Source organism: Azospirillum isscasi (genome assembly GCF_030849505.1).
GTDB classification, from domain to species: Bacteria; Pseudomonadota; Alphaproteobacteria; order Azospirillales; family Azospirillaceae; genus Azospirillum; species Azospirillum isscasi.
In genome coordinates, this window is the sequence record NZ_JAUJFI010000062.1 from 1 (window position 1) to 20,324 (window position 20,324).

Below are 20,324 nucleotides of genomic sequence, written 5' to 3' on the forward strand. Positions count from 1 at the left end.
AAGCTTTCGAAACTGAAGTCTCTTACTGCTTGACCGAGATGCTCAAGCGACCCGCGATGCCGGTCCCCTCCGGAACCGACCCGCGGCCAACGGTCCATGCCGCCGCCTGCGCATCCCTTCTCACAACACGGTATCAACGATGTCAATGATCCCGCAGTCCTGAAGGACCGCTGCCCGTCTCGCGCTGCGCTGCCGGTGTCCGGTGCGGCGCGTCGGGGCGCTCTGTCTAGAAGCTTCGACTTGCTCTGTCAAGCCTTTGTTTTCACGCCGGCTGAACTTTACTTCGTCTCGACTTCGGCATCTCTGCCGTTTCCCTGCCGCCCGTCCCGCTTCTCAGCGGCCCCGGCGTCGTGGGAGCCGGGTTATAGGCGGGTCGGCCAAGCCCGGCAAGCGCTTTTTTCACCCCCGTGCGTTTTTTCCGCTGCACCGCATCAAGAGCCCAGAAGGACGGTCATCGCCCCCTCGATCAGCCGCCGGGCGTTGGCGAACAGGGTCGCCATCTGAAGAGTGACGAGGAAGGCCAGCGCGTAGACGATGCCCGGCTGCGCCTCCTGCCAATGGAGGAAGCGGCGGGTCAGCCGCTCCGGCACCGGGACGGCCAGGACCGCCGCCATGATGAGGACGCCGACCACCCCGCCCGCCAGGATGTCCGTGGGAAAGTGAAGGCCGAGATAGACGCGCGGCAGTCCGATCACCACCAGCGTCCACAGGAAGGCGAAGGCCCCGACCAGCCGGTTCGACCACCACAGGGCCGTGGCCAATGCGAAGAACAGCACGGCGTGGTCGCTGGGAAAGGAACTCCATCCGTCCACCGCCCAGGCGTTCACATCATAAGGGACGACGAAGCCCAGGTCCGGATCGTGCACCGGGCGCAGGCGCATCGGCAGGAAATTCTGCATCCCGCGCCCGATGGCAATGGCGAGCAGCGCCCCGGCGATGGTCCGCACCGCGTAGAGGTCCGGCCCGATCAGCCGCCCGCTGCGCCGGGTCCAGCACCACCACAGCAGGGCCATCAGCACGCCGCCCTTCAGCAGGTCGCTCTGGGCGATCACATAGATGGTCTTGTCCGCCGCCATGCTGGCGCGGCTGTAGCCGTTCAGCCAGCCGATGATGACGAGATCGAATGCCGTGGTCACGTCGCCTCCCCCTTCCCGCCAGGCCAGTCAGCCATCGGAGGAGAGGAACGGACGCGCAAGCCCTGCGGGCGCGGGGTATCGGGCTTACCCCGAAGCGTCAGCGCCGCTCGAACACGCTGTCGCCGCCCGCCGCGCCGAACAGCACGACGTCGTAGGGGTCCTTCACCCCCGTCTCCATGCCGGGCGAACCCTGCGGCATGCCGGGAACGGCGAGGCCCACCGCCGCCGGGCGCTCGCGCAGCAGCCGCTGCACGCTGTCGGCGGGCACATGGCCCTCCAGGGCGTAACCGCCGACCAGGGCGGTGTGGCAGGACTGAAGCCGCGCCGGCACGCCCAGCCGCAGCTTCACCGGCTCCACATCCTCCACCTCGTGCACGGTCACCGGGAAGCCGGCGGCCCGCATGTGGTCCACCCAGCCGCCGCAGCAGCCGCAGGTGGGCGACTTCCACACCGTCACCTCCGGCTTGGCCGAGGCGGCGGAAGCCGAAGCGGGAAGCGTGCCGACCATGCTGCGCGCCGCGATGGCCAGCGCGCCCACCGTCAGGCTGGCCCCCATGGCCGTAAGAAACAGTCGCCGATCCAACATTTCCGACACTCACTCCACAGCCTTGCGGAAAGATGGCGCAGGGCCATCCCGTTTCAACGCAATTTGCCGCCCCAAGCCCGCGCCCGCTTTGATCGTGGTCAAACGGCTCGCCACGGACCATGGGTTGAGAAAAGGACGAAAATCATTCCATAAGGACAACGAACCCGTTGCACAGGTGGAGTTGCATCGGTTAGGGCTGAATGACAGCAATCCGCGTGGCAAACCCTGCCCGGCACCGCCGGGAAACCGCCGGGGAACCGGTTGTTGGCCGAAAACGGACGGGCAGGACGGGCAGGACGGGCGGAGCGCGCAGCATGGGAACCGACCTTCTGTTCGCAGACGACGATCTGCCGCCGCCGCCCGAGGACGGGGCGGAGCCGTGGGTCGTGCTGATCGCGGACGACGATCCGGAGGTTCACGCGGTCACCCGGCTGGCGCTGGGCGGGCTTCGCTACAAGGGGCGGCGCCTGTCGCTGATCAGCGCCCTGTCGGCGGGCGAGGCGGCGGCCATCCTGGGCTGCACCCCCCACGTCTCCATCATCCTGCTGGACGTGGTGATGGAGACGGAGGACGCCGGGCTGCGGCTGGTCCGCACCATCCGCGAGGATCTGAACAACCACGCCATCCGCATCATCCTGCGCACCGGCCAGCCCGGCCAGGCGCCGGAGGAGGACGTGGTCCTCGCCTACGACATCAACGACTACAAATCCAAGGCGGAGCTGACGGCGAAGAAGCTGTTCACCTCCGTCATCGCGGCCCTGCGCGCCTACGCCGACATCGTGGCGCTGGACACCAACCGCCGCGGGCTCCAGCAGATCATCCACTCCACCGACCGGCTGTTCGAGCTGCGCTCCATGCAGCAGTTCGCGGCGGGGGTGCTGACCCAGCTTTCCGCCTTCCTGCGGGTGAAGCCCGACGCCATCCTGTGCGCCCAGCGCGGCGCCACCGGCCATCCCCTGGCGGACGGCGCCTTTTACGTGCTGGCCGGGGCCGGCTGCTACGCCGAGGCGGCGGGGCAGACGGCGTCGCCGAGCGGAGCCGTCATCCCGCCGGACCTCGCCGGGCGCATCACCGAAGCCTTCCACAGCCGCCAGAGCCATTACGGCCCCAACGAGACGACCCTGTTCATCCGCGTGCCGGACGGGCACGAGGTGGCCGCCTGGATCCACACCGACCGGCCCCTGGACGACGTGGACCGCGCGCTGGTCGAGGTGTTCGCCTCCAAGATCGCCATCAGCTTCGCCAACGTCAGCCTGTACGAGCGGCTGCGCGAGGCCAACGAGACGCTGGAGGCCCGCGTCGCCGAACGCACCCGCGCGCTGGAGGAGGCGAACGCCAAGCTGGAGCGGCTGGCCACCGTCGATCCGCTGACCGCCGTGTGGAACCGCCGGCATTTTCTGGACCTCGCCGCCGCGGAGCTGGGGCGGGCGCGGCGGCACCGGCGGCGGCTGAGCGTCTTCCTGCTCGACCTCGACAACTTCAAGGGGGTCAACGACGGCCACGGCCACGCCGCCGGCGACGAGGTGCTGCGCACGGCCGTGGTCCGCGCCCGCGAGGCCCTGCGCACCTCCGACCAGATCGCCCGCTTCGGCGGGGAGGAGTTCGTCGCCCTGCTGCCGGAGACCGACCTCGCCGGGGCGCGCATCGTGGCGGAGCGGGTCCGCGACGCCATCGCCGGAAGCCGGGTGGTGACCGACGGCCGGATCATCCCCATCACCGCCAGCCTGGGCGTGGCCGAATGGAGCGGTGCGGAGCCGTCCATCGAACTGACCCTGCGCCGCGCCGACGCCGCGCTGTACGAGGCCAAGCAGGCCGGGCGGAACCGCGTGTGCGTGGCCGACGAGCCGGAGACGCCGGCCTCTTCCTGATCCGCCTTCGCAGCGTCCGGTGCCGTTCGTGAACAATACAAAACGGTTTTCCGCCGGCCGTATACTGTGCGGGCACAAGCCGGATATGAATGTTTCGCCGTCCTGAACGAAATTTGCAAACTTCGCCGGCTTCGCACTTTGGCGTTGAAGGCCCGGAAGCCGTGGATTACCGGTAATCCATTCTCGACACCTGAAGACGGCGAAGGCGGCGAACGGACGGAGAGCCGGTCCCGCCCCGGTTTTCGGGATTTCAGGGTCTCAGCCCAGGGTCTCAGCCATGTGGAACGACTATGTTCAGGCGCTGTTCCTGGCGTTCGCGCTGGCCGGGCTGGGGTTCGGCATCGGCAAGGCGGCGGTTCACCTGGGCGAGCGTGCGATCGAGCGGCGGCTCGGCAACGGCAACCTGCGCGAGGCCATCGCCCGCCGGGCCAAGCTGGAAGCCGGCCTGGACGCCCGCAAGACGCGGCGCACCGCCGAACTGCGCAAGGCCGAGGCGGAGGCCGGCGACGCCATGCGCCGCCGTCAGGCGCTGGAACGGCGCCTGCGCGACCTTCAGCGCAGCGGCGACGAAATCCTGCGGGTGATCGGCGAGGAGGTCGCCGGCATGCCCTGCTACAACGCCCAGGTCGTGAACAAGTACATCGGCACCGGCGCCCACCAGCAGACGCAGCACGCCTTCATCGATTCCACCTGGGCACAGCCCCAGTCGGTGGAGGTGTGGGCGCGCACCATGCCGGTGGCCCGTGCGGAGATCGAGCGGCGCTACCCGCCCGCCTTCGGCTATGTGGTCCTGCGGATTCAGGAAGCGCCGCCGGATGGCCCGGTCATGACCGGCGGGATGGGGGCCGGCGGAACGGGAACGGGAACGGGCCGGGCGGAGCGGGAAGCGAACGGCGCCCCTCCCCTGGCGAAGGCGGGCTGAGAACGCCATGGGCCATTTTTCGATCCTGTATCTCTTCCCGGCGCTGGTCGGCGTGGCGACCCTGGCCGCCTCCCTTCTGTCGGCGCGGCGGCAGCTCCAGACCGCGGAGGACCGGATCGCCAACGCCGCCGCGCGCAAGCAGGCGCAGGTGGAACGCCTTCGGCGCCTCGCCCGCGCCACGCTGGACCAGGCGCGGGAATTGCGCGCCGCGCGCCGCCGCAAGGACTCCATAGAGCTGACTTGCGAGGATCTGGAGCAGCGGCTGAAGGCGGCGGGCGCGGTGGACCGGCGCGTCTATGTGCTCGACGACCGGCGCACGCCGGCGGACGGCGGGTGGGTGGTGACGGTGGCCCATGGGGACTACGGCACGCGCGTCACCGGAGGACTGGAGAAGACGGCGCTGGAGCGCTGGAAGAGGGGACGCCGCTTCCTGGTGTGGGGGCTGGACGAGAAGAAAGCGCGGGAAAAGACCAACGCCCGCTATCCCGAACACAAGGGCTTCTCCATTCTTTCGGTACGGCCATACCTCGATTGACGCACCGAACGGATAGGCTTCCCCGTTTGGGGGAGCCCCGGCGGCGGTCATCCGCCGGTCGGACGGTTGCTGTCACCTCTTTTCGCTACCATGTCCTTCACAGTTGCGTCATTCTGGTCGGGTCAAGCGGAGGAGTCATGATGGATCTCGATCTGGTCGTGCTCGTTGGGGCGATGGCTGCGGCCCTCGCCGGTCTCGCTGCCGCCCGCCCGGCCATGAAGCCGGTGCGCGTGCGCAGCCGGAACCGCCGTCGGCGCTGACCTCCCGGCGCCGCGGTTCGCGGCGCCGCAGTCGGGCGGCGGCCCTGCCCCGGCCTTGCCCCAAAAGGCCCCGGGGGACAGGCCCCAGGGCGACAAGCTCAGGGCAACAGGCACCGGGGGCGTCGTCAGCGGTCCAGATTCCGGATCGCGCGGTTGAGTTCGAACTCGTTGGAAGCGACGTGCGCTTCCAGGTTTCCGACGCGCTTCTCGAAATCGCGAAAGCGTTGCGTCAACCCGGCCAGGGTGCGGTCGGGCTTGATCGACAGGCCACGCCAGAAGGCTTCCTCCTCCGGGTTGCGGTAGACCGCCGGCGGTTTCACCGGCAGGACCAGCACCGCGATCACGTAGGCCAGGATCATCGGCGGCATGAAGAAGAAGGTGCCCAGCACCACGGCCAGCCGCACCAGTCCGGGCCGGAACCCGAAATAGTCGGCGATGCCGGCGCACACTCCCCCCACCACGCCACGCTGCGGATCGCGGTAGAGCCGGTGCGGGTTGGGCGAGTCGTAGGGCGAAGAACGGTCCATCGTCGGGCTCCCGTCAGGTCGGAATGGTCACGTCAAAGCTTGTCGCGCCAGTTGGGCGACTCCGCGTCGAGCACCCGTTCCAGCGCATGGATGCGGCCTTCCAGCCGGTTCGAGATGTCCCACAACTCGGCCAGCAGTTGTTCGTCCTGGGCCGACAGCCCGCGCTGCCCGCGCCATTTGGTGATGTAGTGGAAGATGATCCACAGCGGTGCCACCACGGTCATGAAGAGCACCGCGAGGACGAAGCTGAAACCGCTCATCGGGGGACGGCCTTTCTTGTTGTTCGGGAAACCCCTCTTCCGCGGTCCGGCGGAAGAGGGGGCTCAGCACGCACGCCGGTGTGCGGGATCAGCTTCCCCGGCGGGCGGCGACGCGGGCCTTGAGGGCGGCCAGTTCGTCCTGCACCTTCTTGTCGGCCTCCAGCTCCGCGATCTCCTCGGTCAGGGTCTTGGTGCGGCCCACGTCGTAGGCTTCCACGCGGCCTTCCAACTCGTCCAGATTGCGTTCCACCTGCTCGAAGCGGGAGAAGGCGTCGTTGATCCGCTCGTCATGCAGGGTGGAGCGGACGCGCACGCGGTTCGCCGCCGTCTTGGTGCGGGCGACCAGGGTCTTTTCGCGGTTCTTGGCGTCGGTCAGCTTGGCCTGAAGGCGGGAAATGTCCTCGTTGGACTTGGACAGGGCCTCCTCGACCTGGGCAAGCTGGTTGGTCAGGACGTCGGCCTCCTCGGCGGCGCGCGACTTGGCCATCAGCGCCTGCTTGGCGAGATCCTCGCGGTCGTGGGTCAGGGCGGTTTCGGCCTTGCGGTCCCAGGAGTCGCGCTCGCGGTGCAGGTCGGCGATGCGGCGCTCGATCTCCTTCCTTTCGGCGATGATCTTCACCGTGGAGGACCGCACCTCGACCAGCGTGTCCTCCATCTCCTGGATGATGAGGCGGATCAGCTTTTCCGGGTCTTCCGCGCGGTCGAGCAGCGCGTTGAGGTTGGACTGCACGATGTCCGTCAGGCGCGAAAAGATGCTCATGGGGATGTGTCCGTTGTTTGGTCGCTTGGGGGCGGGCGTGTGTCCGGTCAGCCGAGGATCGTCGCGATCAGCAGGCCGGCGGCGAAGAACGCCCAGCTTTCGGTCGGGCGGGTGATCAGGTAGGTGCGGACGCGCGCCGCCAGCGGACGGGCGTCGCGGGTGTAGCGGCGGTGGTAGTCGCTGTAGTGGCTCATGCGGGTCTCCTTGCTTGGCCCCCTTCTTCGCAATGGCCGTGCCAAAGCAGGAAATTCCCGCAAAGCCTTGGGTTTCCTGGGCCGGGCGGGCGGCGGTCAGGCTTGGCCCATCACCATTTCGGCGATAGAATGAAGAAATTCGCCAACTCTTCGCCGAATTCGCCATGCAGCCAAGCCCGCCCCCTCTGCTTGGGGAATCCCCGGCCTTCCACGCCGCCCTCGCCCATGTCTCCCGCGTGGCGCCGCTGGAGCGCCCTCTGCTGGTCATCGGGGAGCGCGGGACCGGCAAGGAGCTGGTGGCCGCCCGCCTGCATTACCTGTCCCGGCGCTGGGACCGCCCCTTCGTGAAGGTGAATTGCGCCGCGCTGACCGAAAGCCTTCTCGATTCCGAGCTGTTCGGCCATGAGGCCGGGGCCTTCACCGGAGCCATCCGGCGGCAGATCGGGCGGGTGGAGCAGGCCGACAGCGGCACGCTGTTCCTGGACGAGATCGCCACGGCCAGCCCCGCCGTGCAGGAGAAGCTGCTGCGCGCCGTGGAGTATGGCGAGATCGAGCGGGTCGGCGGACGGACCCAGACCGTCGATGTGCGGGTGATCGGGGCGACCAACGCCGACCTTCCGGCGCTCGCCGAGGCCGGGCTGTTCCGCGCCGACCTGCTGGACCGGCTGGCCTTCGACGTGGTGACCCTGCCGCCGCTGCGCGCCCGGCGCGAGGACATCCCCGTCCTGGCCGAGCATTTCGCGCTGGGCATGGTGCGGGAGCTGGAGCGGCCCCTGTTCCCCGGCTTCGCCCCGCGGGCGCTGGAGCAGCTTCTGGGGCATGGCTGGCCGGGCAACGTGCGGGAACTGCGCAACGCGGTGGAACGCTCCGTCGCCGCGTCCGACCCGGACGGGCCGGTGGAGGAGATCCTGCTCGACCCCTTCGCCTCCGCCTGGCGCCCGGCGGCCCCTTCGGCGCCGGTTTCGCCACCGGTGGCCGACGAGGAGCCGGTTCCCGGCGACGACTTTCAGGAACGGGTGCGGCGTTTCGAATCCGGGTTGCTGAAGACCGCGCTGGAGTGCAACCGCTTCAACCAGCGCCAGACCGCCCAGGCGCTGGGGCTCGGCTACCACCAGCTTCGCGGGCTGCTGAAAAAGCACGGGCTGATCGGCAGCCCGGAGTAGCGCGCGGCTATTTCTTCTCCAGAAGCAGCGTGCCCTTGCTCTCAAGCCGGTCCTTCACCCTGTTCGCCAGCAGGCCCAGCGCCCAGGGAAGCTGCACCTCCACGGTGACGCTGTCGTCCTGCACGTCGATGAAGCCGGTGACGGTCTGGGCCAGCGCCACCACGCGGAAATCCACACGGTCGTCGGTCCAGTGGTCGTCCATGCTGCTGGCGACCGCGGCGAGGTGGGAGCGGGCCTGCCCCACCCCCTCCGCCACGCGCCGTTTCGCCTCGTCCCGGCCCAGCTTGTGGGGAATGGAAACGGTCAGTGGCTTCGACATGAACAGGCTCTCCGCTGCGTCAACGCTTCTTCGATGACACAACAGTCCGGAACGGCGTTTCTTCCACCCCCGTCATCCATCTGCAACGGTGCCAAGACAAATCTGGTCTCTTTCGAGCGCGCTCTTTCGTCGCGGCGGGGCGGCGGCGTATAGCTTTCCATCGTAGATTTCATGTTGGGGCCGCGACCGCGCCGTGAGCAACGATCGACCGGGCGAACTCTTTGCGGGGCCGCGCCCCATCCAGACGCGCGGGGAGGAGCCGGCGCTGCGCCCCCGCCTGCCCAAGCGCGCGCCCAAGCCGGAAAAGCCGCCCAAACCCGAGAAACCGAAAGCCGAAAAGCCGCGCAAGCCCGCCCCGCCGCCGAGGAAGGCCCCGCCGAAGGCGGCCAGGGGCGGCGGGCGGCGGACGATCCTGGGCACGCTGATCTATGCCGGGGTGGTCGCCGGGGTGTGGTGCGGCATCGCGCTGGGCGCGGTGCTGGCCTGGTTCGCGCTGGACCTGCCGGACATCTCCAAGGTCGCGCAGTTCGAACGGCGCGCCTCGGTCACCGTGCTGGCCGCCGACGGGTCGGAGTTCGCGCGCTTCGGCGACCTGCACGGCACGACGCTGGGCGTGCGGGACCTGCCGCCGCACCTGATCAACGCCGTGCTGGCCATCGAGGACCGGCGCTTCTATTCGCATTTCGGCGTGGACCCCATCGGTCTGGCCCGCGCGCTCTACGTCAACTGGCGGTCCGGGCGCTCGGCGCAGGGCGGCTCCACCATCACCCAGCAGCTCGCCAAGAACCTGTTCCTGACGCCCGAGAAGTCGCTGAAGCGCAAGATCCAGGAAGCCATGCTGGCGCTGTGGCTGGAGCACCGCTTCACCAAGGACCAGATCCTCACCGCCTATCTGAACCGCGTCTATCTGGGCGCCGGCACCTTCGGGGTGGACGCGGCGTCGCGCACTTATTTCGGCAAGCCGGCGACCCAGCTCGACCTGCGGGAATCGGCGATCATCGCCGGTCTGCTGAAGGCGCCCTCGCGCTACGCCCCCACCTCCAACCCGGACGAGGCGGCGGAGCGGTCGCGCGTCGTGATGGGCGCCATGGTGGACGCCGGCTTCATCACCGCGCAAGAGTTGGAGGCGGCGCGCAACGCTCCCCCCTCGGCCAGGCGCAAGCCGGGCGGCGACGGGCGCTATTTCGCGGATTGGGTGACGGAGCTGGTTTCCGCCTTCGTCGGCTCCGGCCACGGCGACGTGGTGGTCCGCACGACGCTGGACCTGAAGCTGCAGCGCGCGGCGGAGCAGCGGCTGGAGGAGATCCTGTCCGGCCCCGGCGCCGCGGCCAACGCCCGCCAGGGCGCCCTGGTCGCCATGACCGCAGACGGCGCGGTGCGCGCCCTGGTCGGCGGGCGGGATTACGACGCCAGCGAATTCAACCGGGCCACCCAGGCGATGCGCCAGCCGGGATCGGCCTTCAAGCCCTTCGTCTATCTCGCCGCTCTGGAGGCCGGCTGGTCGCCCGACAGCCCGGTCGAGGACGCCCCGGTCCGCATCGGCAGCTGGAGTCCCGGCAATTACGACGGCAAGTTCCGCGGCACCATCACCATGGCCAACGCGCTGGCCCATTCGTCCAACACCGCCACCGTTCGCATCATCGACCGCATCGGGGTGGAGCGGGTGCGCCGGGTGGCGGCGGGGTTGGGCATCAACTCGCCGATGGGCAAGGACCTGTCGCTGGCGCTGGGAACCAGCGAGGTCAATCTGCTGGAGCTGACCCGCGCCTACGCCGGCATCGCCAACCGCGGCGCGCCGGTCTGGCCCTACGCCATCGCGGAAATCCGCGACCGCGACGGCAACCTGCTCTACCGGCGGCAGGCCGGCGGCTCCGCCCCGGTGGTGGACCCGGCGCACGCGGTGCAGCTCGCCCGCATGATGACCGGCGTGATCGAATACGGCACCGGCAAGTCGGCGAAGCTCGACCGCCCGGCGGCGGCCAAGTCGGGCACCACCCAGGACTACCGCGACGCCTGGTTCGTCGGCTTCACCGCCGACCTCGTGGCCGGGGTGTGGCTGGGCAACGACAACAACGACGAGATGAAGCGGGTCACCGGCGGCTCGCTGCCGGCGAAGCTGTGGCAGGGCTTCATGCTGGACGCCCACGCCGGACGCCCGCCCCGCCCCCTGCCGGGGCTGGAGGGCGCGCCCGCCTATGCCGCGTCGGGCGGCATCGCGGAACCCGCCCGCGCCACCCCGGCGGCGGCCCCGGCGCCTGCCGCGCGCGGCTCGTCCGGCATCGGTTCGCTGATCGAAAGCCTGACCGGCAAGGGCAGCGCGCCCCAGGTGCAGTACGACTACGGCAATCCGGTGCGGTGACGGGGGAGTGCATTGCCCCCTCCCCGGCCCTCCCCCGCTTCGCGGGAGAGGGAGAACAGTTCCCTCCCCCTCGAGGAGGGGGAGGGTTTGGGAGGGGGCACCATGGACAAAAGCTCAGCCCCCCAAGTACCCCAGCACGCCCTTCCCCACCCGCGCGCCCATGGCGAAGCAGCCCTGAAGCAGGTAGCCGCCGGTCGGCGCCTCCCAATCCAGCATCTCCCCGGCGACGAAGGTGCCCGGCAGACGGGCCAGCATCAGCGAGCCGTCCACCTCGTCCAGCCGGACGCCCCCGGCGGTGGAGATGGCGCGGTCGATGGGCCGCACCCCGGTCAGCACCATCGACAGGCCCTTGATGTGACGGGCCAGCGCCGCCGGGTCGCTCAGGTCGGCGGCCGGCGTGAATTCGCGCAGCAGGGCGGCGCGCGGGCCGGTCAGCGACAGCGCCTTCTTCAGGAAGGTGGACAGCGATTCCGCCCCGCGGCGGCGCAGCCGCTTGGCGATCGCCGACTCCGGCGTGTCCGGCATCAGGTCGATGGTCAGGGCGGCCCAGCCCTCGCGCTCGATGGCGTCACGCAGCGGGGCGCTCAGCGCGTAGACGGCGCCGCCCTCGATGCCGGTCTGGGTGATGACGAACTCACCCTTCAGCCGCCGGTCGCCGAAGGCGAGGCCGACGCTCTTGACCGGCTGGCCGGCGAAGCGGTCGCGCAGGTGATCGGACCACGGCACCTCGAAGCCCATGTTGGATGGGCGCAGCGGCGCGATGTCCACCCCGCGGGCGGCCAGCAGCTCCGTCCAGGCGCCGTCCGAGCCGGTGCGCGGCCAGCTCGCCCCGCCCAGCGCCAGCAGCGTGGCGCGCGGGGCGACGGTGGCCTCCGTGCCGTCGCCGCGCCGGAAGCGCAGCGCGCCCTGCTGGTCCCAGCCCAGCCAGCGGTGGCGGGTGTGCAGGGTGACGCCCAACCCCTCCAGCCGGCGCAGCCAGGCGCGGACCAGGGTGGACGCCTTCATCTGCACCGGAAAGACGCGCCCGCTGGAGCCGGCGAAGGTCTCGATCCCGAGCCCCGCCGCCCAGTCCCGCAGATCCGCCGGGGAGAAGCCGGCCAGCAGGTCGGCGAACAGCGGGGCCTGCGCCCCGTAGCGGGCGGTGAAGGCGTCCAGCGGTTCGGAATGGGTCAGGTTCAGCCCGCCGCGCCCGGCCAGCAGCAGCTTGCGCGCCGGGGTGGGCATCCGTTCATAGACGGCGACCGACCGGCCCGCGGCGGCGATGACCTCCGCCGCCATCAGCCCGGCGGGGCCGGCGCCGATGATGGCGACATCCGGGGCGGCATCGGGAGAAAAAGGCGTATCAGGGGCGTCGGTCATCGGGTCCCCCGAGGGGCGGAAGGGCATTGACCGGTCCCGTCCGCACCGCCTCCGCCGAAGGGAGGAGCGGGATGGGACGGGACCGGGGCACTCAAGAAGCGGGAATCAGGGACGCGGGACCGGCTCAGTCCGCGTCGTCCTCCTGCGCCACCTCGTCGGCAAGGTCGTTGGCCATGTCGGCGAAATAGCCGGCGTCCACCTCCAGCCCGTTCTCCTCGCAGATCCGCATGAAGATGCGGTAGGCGTGCAGGATCGCGACGTCGAGAACGGCGAGGTCGCCCTCCTCGCTGTGCCGGTCGGTGACGCCACGCTCCTGGAGCGTGCCGACGATGTCGTGAGAGGCGGCCTGAAGGACGGCGTCCATGGCTTGTTTGTGCAGGGTCGACATCGCGGGGTCCTCTTTCTCAAGTGGTCGTCTGCCATCGGGCGCGGTCCGTTCCGGTCCGGCCCGTGGTAGAAAACCCCTCTTAGCAGCTTCGGGTTCTCGCCGCAGCGATCATTCCGCGCTGTCCTTCGCATGGCTCTGCAGATAGGTCAGGAGCAGGCGGCCCTCCTCCTCGTCCAGCCGCGTCAGCCGCTTCATGGCGTTCATCTTGCCGATCCAGGCGTTCGCGTCATAGGCCCCCGGCGGATGCAGCGCGTGGCACAGCGAGCAGTTGGCGTCATAGACCCGCGCCCCGTAATCCCACAGCGTGCCGAGCGTGGCGGCATAGCCACCGGCCCCGGTCCAGGCGGTCAGGCGGACCTCCGTCCACTCCTGCTCGGTCTCCGGGTCGGTGACGGTGCGCAGCGCCTCGGCCCGCTCCGCCGCCGCGGCGTTCATCTTGACCGTGGCGATGCGCTTGCCCGGCCGGGCGTAGAGCGTCTGGGCGGAACTTCCGCGCTGCCAGCCGGTGACCTCCACCTTCAGCGTGCCGCCCTCCGCCGCCAGGACCGTCACGGGCGTCGCCGCGGCGATCTCGCCCTCCCCGGCGGCCCCCGGCGCCGGTGGGGCGGCGTAAAGGGCGAGGCTGGTCAAGGCATAGGCGCCGTCGCCGGGCTTCAGGGCCAGCGCCTTGGCCTGCGCCGACAGGCCGGCGAAGAGTTGGCGGTGACCGGCGGTGACGTCGGGGAAGCTGTGGGCGATGCCCTTGTGGCAGTCGATGCAGGTCTTGCCGGCCTTCTCGGCCCCCTGCATGGCGCTGGCCGCCTTGGGCGTCTGCTTGTGGAAGTCCATGGCGCCGAAGGAATGGCAGTTGCGGCATTCCTGGCTGTCGGTGGCCCGCATGCGGTCCCATTCGCGGCGCGCCAGCGCGTGCCGCTTCGCCTCGAACTTCTCCCTGGTGTCGATGGAGCCGACGAGCCAGTGGTACAGCTCGCCGGACGCCTGCACCTTGCGGATCACCTTGTGCGTCCAGTCGCGCGGGACATGGCAGTCGGCGCAGGTCGCGCGCACGCCGGAGGCGTTCTGGTAGTGCGGCGAAGTCTTGTACTCGGCGTACACGTTGTCGCGCATCTCGTGGCAGGAGATGCAGAATTCTATGCTGTTGGTCGCCTCCATGGCGGTGTTGAAGCCGCCCCAGCCGACCACCCCCACGACGACGCCCACCAGGCCGGCCAGGACGAGCGCCCCGAGACCGCCCGCCTTCATCCATCCCCACCGCATGTCCGGTACCCTGCCAACCACTCCAAACAAAGGAATGGGGCCGGGCAGCCCTGCGGTGCCCGGCCCCATTCGTCCCCGATGCCGTCAGTCGAACGGCTTCGGCTGCGGCGTCTTGTCCGTGGACGGCGGCAGGATCGGCAGAGCGAAGCTCGGCTGGTCACCGGTCAGCGTCTTCAGGAAGGCGACGATCTTGGCGTTCTCGTCGGGCGAGAACTTCTTGCCCAACTGGATGCGGCCCATGACGTCCACCGCGTCGGTCAGCGTCGCGGCCTGGCCGTCGTGGAAGTACGGGTAGGTCAGCGCGACGTTGCGCAGCGTCGGAACCTTGAAGTTGAAGCGGTCGGCTTCCTCCTTGGTCACCGCGATGCGGCCTTCGGCGGGGTTGTTGGTCTTGTAGGGTTCGACCACGCCCATCTTCTGGAAGGTGTTGCCGCCGGCGGCGGAGCCGTTGTGGCAGGCGGTGCAACCCGAATCCTTGAACAGCTCGTAGCCTTCCACCTCGGCGGTGGTCAGCGCCTTCTTGTCGCCCTTCAGCCACTTGTCGAAGCGCGCGTTCGGCGTGACCAGCGTCTCCTCGAAGGCGGCGATGGCCTTCGTCACCTCTTCGATGGTGATCTTGGTCTCACCGAAGACATCCTTGAACTCCTGCACATATTCCGGAATGGAGCGCAGAACCTCGATCGCCAGCGCGTGGGTCGAGCCCATCTCGCCGGGGTTGGCGATCGGGCCGCCGGCCTGCTCCTGCAGCGTCATCGCGCGGCCGTCCCAGAACTGCGCGACGTTCAGGCTGGAGTTCAGCACCGTCGGCGAGTTGATCGGACCCTGCTGCCAGTTGTGGCCGATGGAGGTCTTCAGGTTGTCGGTGCCGCCCATGGACAGGTTGTGGCACGAGTTGCACGAGATGAAGCCCGACTTGGACAGGCGGGGATCGAAGTAGAGCTTCTTGCCGAGTTCAACCAGTCCGGGATTGGTGATCTTCGCCGCTTCGATGGGCGTGATCGGTTCGTCGGCGGCGAAAGCCGGCATGCCGAAGGTGGCCACGGTGGCCGCCAGCATGGCCGCAAAGGACACGGCAACACGCTTGGACATCGTACTTCTCCCTTATCGGTGTTCTAATATTTTGGCTAATGCCTTGATGCGAAATGACTGTGGCATGAGCGTATCTGGTGATACCAGTGACAGGCGTGTCGCGCGGCAACGTGCCGCATGTCCGTACACAAATTGTGGCCTTCCCCAGCGAATTCCGTTGCGGGCATGAAAATGGGGCGGCGGAGCAATCCGCCGCCCCCTCGGGACGGGATCCGATTGATAATCTTTGGTTGCGGTTACTCCGCGGCGGCCTGACCGGCCATGCCGCCCTGGGCACCGGACCGCATGCCGCCGATCACCTCCTCCGCGGTCGCCCGGTGGACCTTGACGGAGCCGGTCCATTGGCCCCAGCCCTTCGGGTCGATGGTGTCGCCGTTCTTGCCCAGCGACTTCAGCCGCTTCTGGTCTTCGTCGGTCAGCACCTGCTTGGGCAGGGGCTTCAGGCCGGCGACGTCGGCGGCGGTCATGCCCAGCATGCCGGCCACCCGGCTGCCGTAGTCGTCATGGACCAGGAAGAAGTGCCAGAGCATCCGTTCCTGGACGTCGCGTTCGCATTGGCCCAGCAGGGTGCCCATGTTCAGGACCAGATCGTCGCGTTCCCAATCCATCATCGTGCAGTAGCGTGCCCGCGCCTGGACATAGTCGTTGCGGCGCTCGATCACGCTGCGGGTCAGGCGGCCATGGATTTCCGGCGGGTTGTTCGGCTCCTCCCGCCGGGCTTCGCTCAGACCGTCGTGGATGGACGGCTCGAAGTTGATGTGCGGGTTCTGCCCCGGCGCCAGATCGCGCCGGTAGGACATGGTGCCGCCGGACAGGTTGGTGGCGACCGCGGCGTTCTTGGCCTGGTTGATCGGCAGTTGCAGGTAGTTGGTGCCGACCCGGTAGCGTTGCGTGTCGGAGTAGGAGAAGGTGCGCCCGACCAGCATCTTGTCGTCGGAGAAGTCCAGGCCGTCCACCAGCACGCCGGTGCCCATGGCGATCTGCTCATTCTCGTTGAAGAAGTCCTCGACGTTGCGGTTCAGCGTCATGACGCCGACATGGCGCAGGGGGAAGTCCGACTCCGGCCAGATCTTGGTGTCGTCCAGCGGGTCCCAGTCCAGTTCGGGATGGTCGTGGTCCTCCATGACCTGGACATACAGGTCCCACTGCGGGTGGTCGCCCCGGTCGATGGCCTCGAAGAGGTCCTTGGAGGCGGAGCCCAGGTCGTGCCCCTGCACCTTCGCCGCCTCCGCCGCCGTCAGGGAGGCGACGCCGCAGCGCGGGTGGAAGTGGTACTTGACCAGCACCGTGTCCCCTTTGGCGTTCACCATCTTGTAGGTGTTCACGCCGAAACCTTCCATGTGCCGGTAGTTGGCCGGAATGCCGCGCGGGCTGAACAGGTGCGTCAGCATGTGCATGGCTTCGGGCGTCTGGCTCATGAAGTCGAAGATGCGGTTCGGCTCCTGCCGGAAGGTCACCGGGTCGGGCTTCAGCGAATGGATGACGTCCGGGAACTTGATGGCGTCGCGGATGAAGAAGACCGGCAGGTTGTTGCCGACCAGATCCCAGTTGCCGTCCTCCGTATAGAACTTCACCGCGAAGCCGCGCGGGTCGCGCGCCACCTCCGACGAGTCGCGCCCGCCGATGACGGTGGAGAAACGGATGGCCAGGGGGGTCTTCTTGCCGGCCTGGCCGAACAGCTTGGCGCGGGTGTATTTGGTCGCCGGTTCGTCGCCGATCTTGCCGGTGGCCTCGAACTCGCCGTAGCAGACGAAGCCGCGGGCGTGGACCACGCGCTCCGGGATGCGTTCGCGGTCGAAGTGGGTGATCTTCTCCAGGAACTGGTAGTTCTCCAGCGTCGCCGGCCCGCGGCTTCCCACGGTGCGCTGGGATTGGTTGTTGGTGATCGGGTGGCCCTGACGGTTGGTCAGAGTCTTCGATTGGTCAGCCATCGCAGTCTCCCTGAACAGCATGCCGTGCCGGCGCGCCTTTCCGGGCGTCCGGTTCATGGTCAACGCCGCCAGTTTGGAAGCGTTCCAATTCGATCCGCCGTCCGGCGTCGGCCTGTCCGTCAGGGAGATGCCCAAACGGAAAAGGGCGGCCCCGAAGGACCGCCCTCTCCGCAAACGTCGCGAGTGACGCGGGCTTAGAAGCCCATGCCGCCCATGTCGTCCATGCCACCCGGCATGCCGGCCGGAGCAGCCTTCTTCTCCGGCTTCTCGGCGATCATCGCCTCGGTGGTGATCAGCAGGCCGGCGATCGAGGCCGCGTCCTGCAGGGCGGTGCGGACCACCTTCACCGGGTCGATGATGCCGGCCTTCACCAGATCGGTGAACTCGCCCTTCTGGGCGTCGTAGCCGAAGTTGGCATCGTTCTGGTCCAGCAGCTTGCCGACCACGATCGAACCGTCGGTGCCCGCGTTGTAGGCGATCTGACGGACCGGAGCCTGGAGGGCGCGGCGGATGATCTCGATGCCGACGCGCTGCTCGTCGTTGATCGGCTTCAGGGCGTCCAGGGCCTTCGTGGCGTACAGCAGGGCGGTGCCGCCGCCGGCGACGATGCCCTCTTCCACCGCGGCGCGGGTGGCGTGCATGGCGTCGTCAACGCGGTCCTTGCGCTCCTTCACCTCGACCTCGGTGGCGCCGCCGACGCGGATGACGGCAACGCCGCCAGCCAGCTTCGCCAGACGCTCCTGCAGCTTCTCGCGGTCGTAGTCCGAGGTGGTCTCCTCGACCTGCGCCTTGATCTGGCTGATGCGGGCCTGGATGTCCTCGGCGGAGCCGGCGCCGTCGACGATGGTGGTGTTCTCCTTGGAGATCACGACCTTCTTGGCGGTGCCCAGCATGTCGATGGTGACGTTCTCGAGCTTGATGCCGAGATCCTCGGAGATGACCTGGCCGCCGGTCAGGATGGCCATGTCCTCCAGCATCGCCTTGCGGCGGTCACCGAAGCCCGGGGCCTTGACGGCGGCGACCTTCAGGCCGCCACGCAGCTTGTTCACGACCAGGGTCGCGAGCGCCTCGCCCTCGACGTCCTCGGCGATGATCAGCAGCGGACGCGAGGACTGCACGACGGCCTCCAGGACCGGCAGCAGGGCCTGCAGACCCGACAGCTTCTTCTCGTGCAGCAGGATGAACGGGCTCTCGAGGTCCGCGATCATCTTGTCGGCGTTGGTGATGAAGTACGGCGACAGGTAGCCGCGGTCGAACTGCATGCCCTCGACGACGTCCAGCTCGGTCTCCAGGCTCTTGGCCTCTTCCACCGTGATGACGCCCTCGTTGCCGACCTTCTCCATGGCCTGGGCGATCATCTTGCCGATCTCGGCTTCGCCGTTGGCGGAGATGGTGCCGACCTGGGCGATCTCGTCGTTGGTCGTGACCTTCTTGGCACGGCCGCGGATGTCGGCCACGACGGTCTCGACGGCGAGGTCGATGCCGCGCTTCAGGTCCATCGGGTTCATGCCGGCGGCCACCGACTTCACGCCCTCGCGGACGATGGCCTGGGCCAGAACGGTCGCCGTGGTGGTGCCGTCGCCGGCCAGGTCGTTCGTCTTCGACGCGACCTCACGCACCATCTGGGCGCCCATGTTCTCGAACTTGTCCGACAGCTCGATTTCCTTGGCGACCGAGACGCCGTCCTTGGTGATGCGCGGAGCGCCGAAGGACTTCTCGATCACGACGTTGCGGCCCTTCGGACCCAGCGTCACCTTCACGGCGTCGGCGAGGATGTCCACACCGCGCAGCATCTTCTCGCGCGCGGCGGCGGAGAACTTAACTTCCTTGGCAGCCATTGCTCACTTCCTTGAAATTCGGGGGGTTGGATCGCTCGGCGCGGGCGGAGGCTCAGGCCTCGATGACGCCCATGATGTCGGATTCCTTCATGATGAGGAAATCCTCGCCCTCGATCTTCACCTCGGTGCCCGACCACTTGCCGAACAGGATGCGGTCGCCGGCCTTCACGTCGAGCGCAACGACCTTGCCGCTCTCGTCACGGGCGCCCGGACCCACCGCGATCACCTGGCCCTCCTGGGGCTTTTCCTTCGCGGTGTCGGGGATGATGATCCCGCCCTTGGTCTTGGTGTCGGACTCCAGACGCTTGACGACGACGCGGTCGTGCAGCGGACGGAACTTCATGGGGATGCCTCCTGGATCAAGGCTTATTGATGAAAGGATTGGCGCCGGGGTCGGGGCTGTTAGCACTCTCCCCCGGCGAGTGCCAGACAGCTAATCGAGCTGCCGTTTCGATTCAAGAGGGACATTGGGACAATCGGTGCGATTCCTGGCAGCAGTCGCCCTCATTTGCTGCTAAAGCATTGAAATAGAAGAAAAATTTTTGTTGCTTCCCGCATCCGCGAACGGCACACTTTCGCAAAAGGTTCATGGAGAATCAGCGGAAGGACGCCACCGGCTCCACCATCACGGAGGCAGAGCATGACCAGTCTGGGGCTTCAGCTTCGCGATTACCGCCTGACCACGGCGGAGATTCTGTACCACATGCCCGACCACCCGCATCTGCTGCAAAGCTATCTCTGGCAGGAATTGGACATCGCCCCCCGTTATCCGGTGCTGCGCCGGTTCCTGGACTTCTGGCAGGCCAACCTGGACGGCAAGCTGCATTCGGTGAAGCTGGCGACCAACCGCCTGATCACCCCGGGGGAAGCCCGCGCGGTGGCCGCGGAGTTCCGCTGGAACTGACGCCCGCCGGAACTCCCTTCATACGGGTATGTGTGAAAAAATAAACTATTTTTAGGTATCGGCTGCTTCGGATACCTTCCCCTAAGCACGAATTCGCCGTGCCGATGCACGTCCATGAAAAGCTTGGGGGAACAACGATCATGACGACGCCGGTTTGCCAAGAAGCGGTCAACCTTGTGAAGCACTTCGAGGGGCTGTACCTCAACGCCTACCTGTGCCCGGCGGGGGTGCCGACCATCGGCTACGGCCACACCGCCGGGGTCAAGATGGGCCAGACCATCACCTCCGCGCAGGCCGACGACTTCCTGGCGTCGGATCTGGCCTCCGCCGCCGCGCAGGTGGACAAGCTGGTCACCGTCGCGCTGAACCCGCAGCAGCGCGGCGCGCTCGCCTCCTTCGTGTTCAACCTTGGCGCAGGCAGCCTCCAGCAGTCCACGCTGCTGCGCCTGCTGAACCAGGGCGACTTCGAGGGCGCCGCCGGCCAGTTCGGCCGCTGGGTCTACGCCACGGTCAACGGCGTGAAGACGCAGCTTCCGGGTCTGGTGAAGCGCCGCGCCGCCGAGGCCGACCTGTTCGAAGGCTCCACCGCGGCGCAGCCCCAGGCGACCGTCAGCACCGCCACCGGCGCCTGATCGGACCGGAATCGCCCCCCTCTCCCGCCACGGGAGA

22 protein-coding genes are annotated in these 20,324 nt (G+C 68.3%); 8 read left to right on the forward strand and 14 right to left on the reverse strand.

The features are described from left to right. Positions 1 to 431: 431 nt before the first annotated feature. Together QSG27_RS14145 and QSG27_RS14150 are read right to left on the reverse strand one after the other, a co-directional pair. Entirely contained in the window at positions 432 to 1,136 is a 705-nt protein-coding gene (locus QSG27_RS14145; RefSeq protein WP_306707155.1) for a phosphatase PAP2 family protein, read from the reverse strand. 97 nt (positions 1,137 to 1,233) lie between these two features. Then, complete coding sequence (locus QSG27_RS14150; protein ID WP_306707156.1) at positions 1,234 to 1,722, reverse strand: DUF411 domain-containing protein; 489 nt, start codon at positions 1,720 to 1,722, stop codon at positions 1,234 to 1,236. Between the two features lie 314 nt (positions 1,723 to 2,036). Between QSG27_RS14150 and QSG27_RS14155 the strand changes: the two genes are divergently transcribed. The 4 genes from QSG27_RS14155 (at position 2,037) to QSG27_RS14170 (ending at position 5,307) form a co-directional block, all read left to right on the forward strand. Continuing rightward, positions 2,037 to 3,590, forward strand: coding sequence for a diguanylate cyclase (locus QSG27_RS14155; protein ID WP_306707158.1), 1,554 nt, complete (start codon positions 2,037 to 2,039; stop codon positions 3,588 to 3,590). Between the two features lie 277 nt (positions 3,591 to 3,867). Next, positions 3,868 to 4,512 carry a hypothetical protein gene (locus QSG27_RS14160; RefSeq protein ID WP_306707159.1) on the forward strand — a complete coding sequence of 215 codons (645 nt, stop codon included), beginning with the start codon at positions 3,868 to 3,870 and terminating at the stop codon, positions 4,510 to 4,512. Between the two features lie 7 nt (positions 4,513 to 4,519). Next, positions 4,520 to 5,047, forward strand: coding sequence for a hypothetical protein (locus tag QSG27_RS14165; RefSeq protein WP_306707160.1), 528 nt, complete (start codon positions 4,520 to 4,522; stop codon positions 5,045 to 5,047). Between the two features lie 137 nt (positions 5,048 to 5,184). Then, positions 5,185 to 5,307, forward strand: a complete 123-nt coding sequence (locus QSG27_RS14170) for a hypothetical protein (protein WP_014239103.1) — start codon at positions 5,185 to 5,187, stop codon at positions 5,305 to 5,307. Positions 5,308 to 5,432: 125 nt separating this feature from the next. On the opposite strand, the gene pspC is transcribed toward QSG27_RS14170, so the two are convergent. From pspC to QSG27_RS14190, 4 genes are all read right to left on the reverse strand, one after another. Beyond that, the gene (gene pspC / locus QSG27_RS14175) at positions 5,433 to 5,834 is read right to left on the reverse strand and encodes an envelope stress response membrane protein PspC (protein WP_306707161.1); all 402 of its coding nucleotides are present in this window, start codon (positions 5,832 to 5,834) and stop codon (positions 5,433 to 5,435) included. Positions 5,835 to 5,866: 32 nt separating this feature from the next. Continuing rightward, complete coding sequence (pspB, locus tag QSG27_RS14180) at positions 5,867 to 6,094, reverse strand: envelope stress response membrane protein PspB (protein ID WP_109067670.1); 228 nt, start codon at positions 6,092 to 6,094, stop codon at positions 5,867 to 5,869. Positions 6,095 to 6,182: 88 nt separating this feature from the next. Further along, positions 6,183 to 6,854, reverse strand: a complete 672-nt coding sequence (pspA, locus tag QSG27_RS14185) for a phage shock protein PspA (protein ID WP_306707163.1) — start codon at positions 6,852 to 6,854, stop codon at positions 6,183 to 6,185. Positions 6,855 to 6,901: 47 nt separating this feature from the next. Next, positions 6,902 to 7,048: a hypothetical protein gene (locus QSG27_RS14190; protein WP_306707164.1), complete on the reverse strand. Its 147-nt coding sequence runs from the start codon at positions 7,046 to 7,048 to the stop codon at positions 6,902 to 6,904. 164 nt (positions 7,049 to 7,212) lie between these two features. On the opposite strand from QSG27_RS14190, the gene pspF reads away from it, so the two are divergent. Then, positions 7,213 to 8,211, forward strand: a complete 999-nt coding sequence (gene pspF, locus QSG27_RS14195; RefSeq protein ID WP_306707165.1) for a phage shock protein operon transcriptional activator — start codon at positions 7,213 to 7,215, stop codon at positions 8,209 to 8,211. Positions 8,212 to 8,218: 7 nt separating this feature from the next. On the opposite strand, the gene QSG27_RS14200 is transcribed toward pspF, so the two are convergent. Further along, a complete protein-coding gene (locus QSG27_RS14200; protein ID WP_306707167.1) occupies positions 8,219 to 8,530 on the reverse strand; it encodes a polyhydroxyalkanoic acid system family protein in 312 nt (103 codons plus the stop codon). Between the two features lie 193 nt (positions 8,531 to 8,723). Here QSG27_RS14200 and QSG27_RS14205 point away from each other — a divergent pair, with 193 nt between their 5' ends. Beyond that, positions 8,724 to 10,889, forward strand: a complete 2,166-nt coding sequence (locus QSG27_RS14205; RefSeq protein WP_306707168.1) for a transglycosylase domain-containing protein — start codon at positions 8,724 to 8,726, stop codon at positions 10,887 to 10,889. A gap of 114 nt (positions 10,890 to 11,003) precedes the next feature. Here QSG27_RS14205 and QSG27_RS14210 read toward each other — a convergent pair whose 3' ends face one another. The 7 genes from QSG27_RS14210 to groES all read right to left on the reverse strand — a co-directional run bounded on the left by QSG27_RS14210 (position 11,004) and on the right by groES (position 19,094). Further along, on the reverse strand, positions 11,004 to 12,248 hold the full coding sequence (locus QSG27_RS14210; RefSeq protein WP_306707169.1) for a BaiN/RdsA family NAD(P)/FAD-dependent oxidoreductase: 1,245 nt from the start codon (positions 12,246 to 12,248) through the stop codon (positions 11,004 to 11,006). A gap of 124 nt (positions 12,249 to 12,372) precedes the next feature. Beyond that, entirely contained in the window at positions 12,373 to 12,636 is a 264-nt protein-coding gene (locus tag QSG27_RS14215) for a hypothetical protein (RefSeq protein ID WP_306707170.1), read from the reverse strand. 108 nt (positions 12,637 to 12,744) lie between these two features. Continuing rightward, entirely contained in the window at positions 12,745 to 13,893 is a 1,149-nt protein-coding gene (locus tag QSG27_RS14220; protein WP_306707171.1) for a NapC/NirT family cytochrome c, read from the reverse strand. 84 nt (positions 13,894 to 13,977) lie between these two features. Further along, entirely contained in the window at positions 13,978 to 14,982 is a 1,005-nt protein-coding gene (locus tag QSG27_RS14225) for a cytochrome-c peroxidase (RefSeq protein ID WP_306707172.1), read from the reverse strand. A gap of 236 nt (positions 14,983 to 15,218) precedes the next feature. Further along, complete coding sequence (locus QSG27_RS14230; RefSeq protein WP_306707173.1) at positions 15,219 to 16,913, reverse strand: catalase; 1,695 nt, start codon at positions 16,911 to 16,913, stop codon at positions 15,219 to 15,221. A 194-nt stretch (positions 16,914 to 17,107) separates the two neighbouring features. Next, positions 17,108 to 18,751: a chaperonin GroEL gene (gene groL, locus QSG27_RS14235; protein WP_306707175.1), complete on the reverse strand. Its 1,644-nt coding sequence runs from the start codon at positions 18,749 to 18,751 to the stop codon at positions 17,108 to 17,110. 52 nt (positions 18,752 to 18,803) lie between these two features. Further along, entirely contained in the window at positions 18,804 to 19,094 is a 291-nt protein-coding gene (gene groES, locus QSG27_RS14240) for a co-chaperone GroES (protein WP_109329221.1), read from the reverse strand. Between the two features lie 297 nt (positions 19,095 to 19,391). Here groES and QSG27_RS14245 point away from each other — a divergent pair, with 297 nt between their 5' ends. Beyond that, positions 19,392 to 19,655, forward strand: a complete 264-nt coding sequence (locus QSG27_RS14245; RefSeq protein ID WP_306707177.1) for an usg protein — start codon at positions 19,392 to 19,394, stop codon at positions 19,653 to 19,655. 140 nt (positions 19,656 to 19,795) lie between these two features. Next, positions 19,796 to 20,287: a lysozyme gene (locus tag QSG27_RS14250; RefSeq protein WP_306707179.1), complete on the forward strand. Its 492-nt coding sequence runs from the start codon at positions 19,796 to 19,798 to the stop codon at positions 20,285 to 20,287. The last annotated feature ends 37 nt before the right edge of the window (positions 20,288 to 20,324 follow it).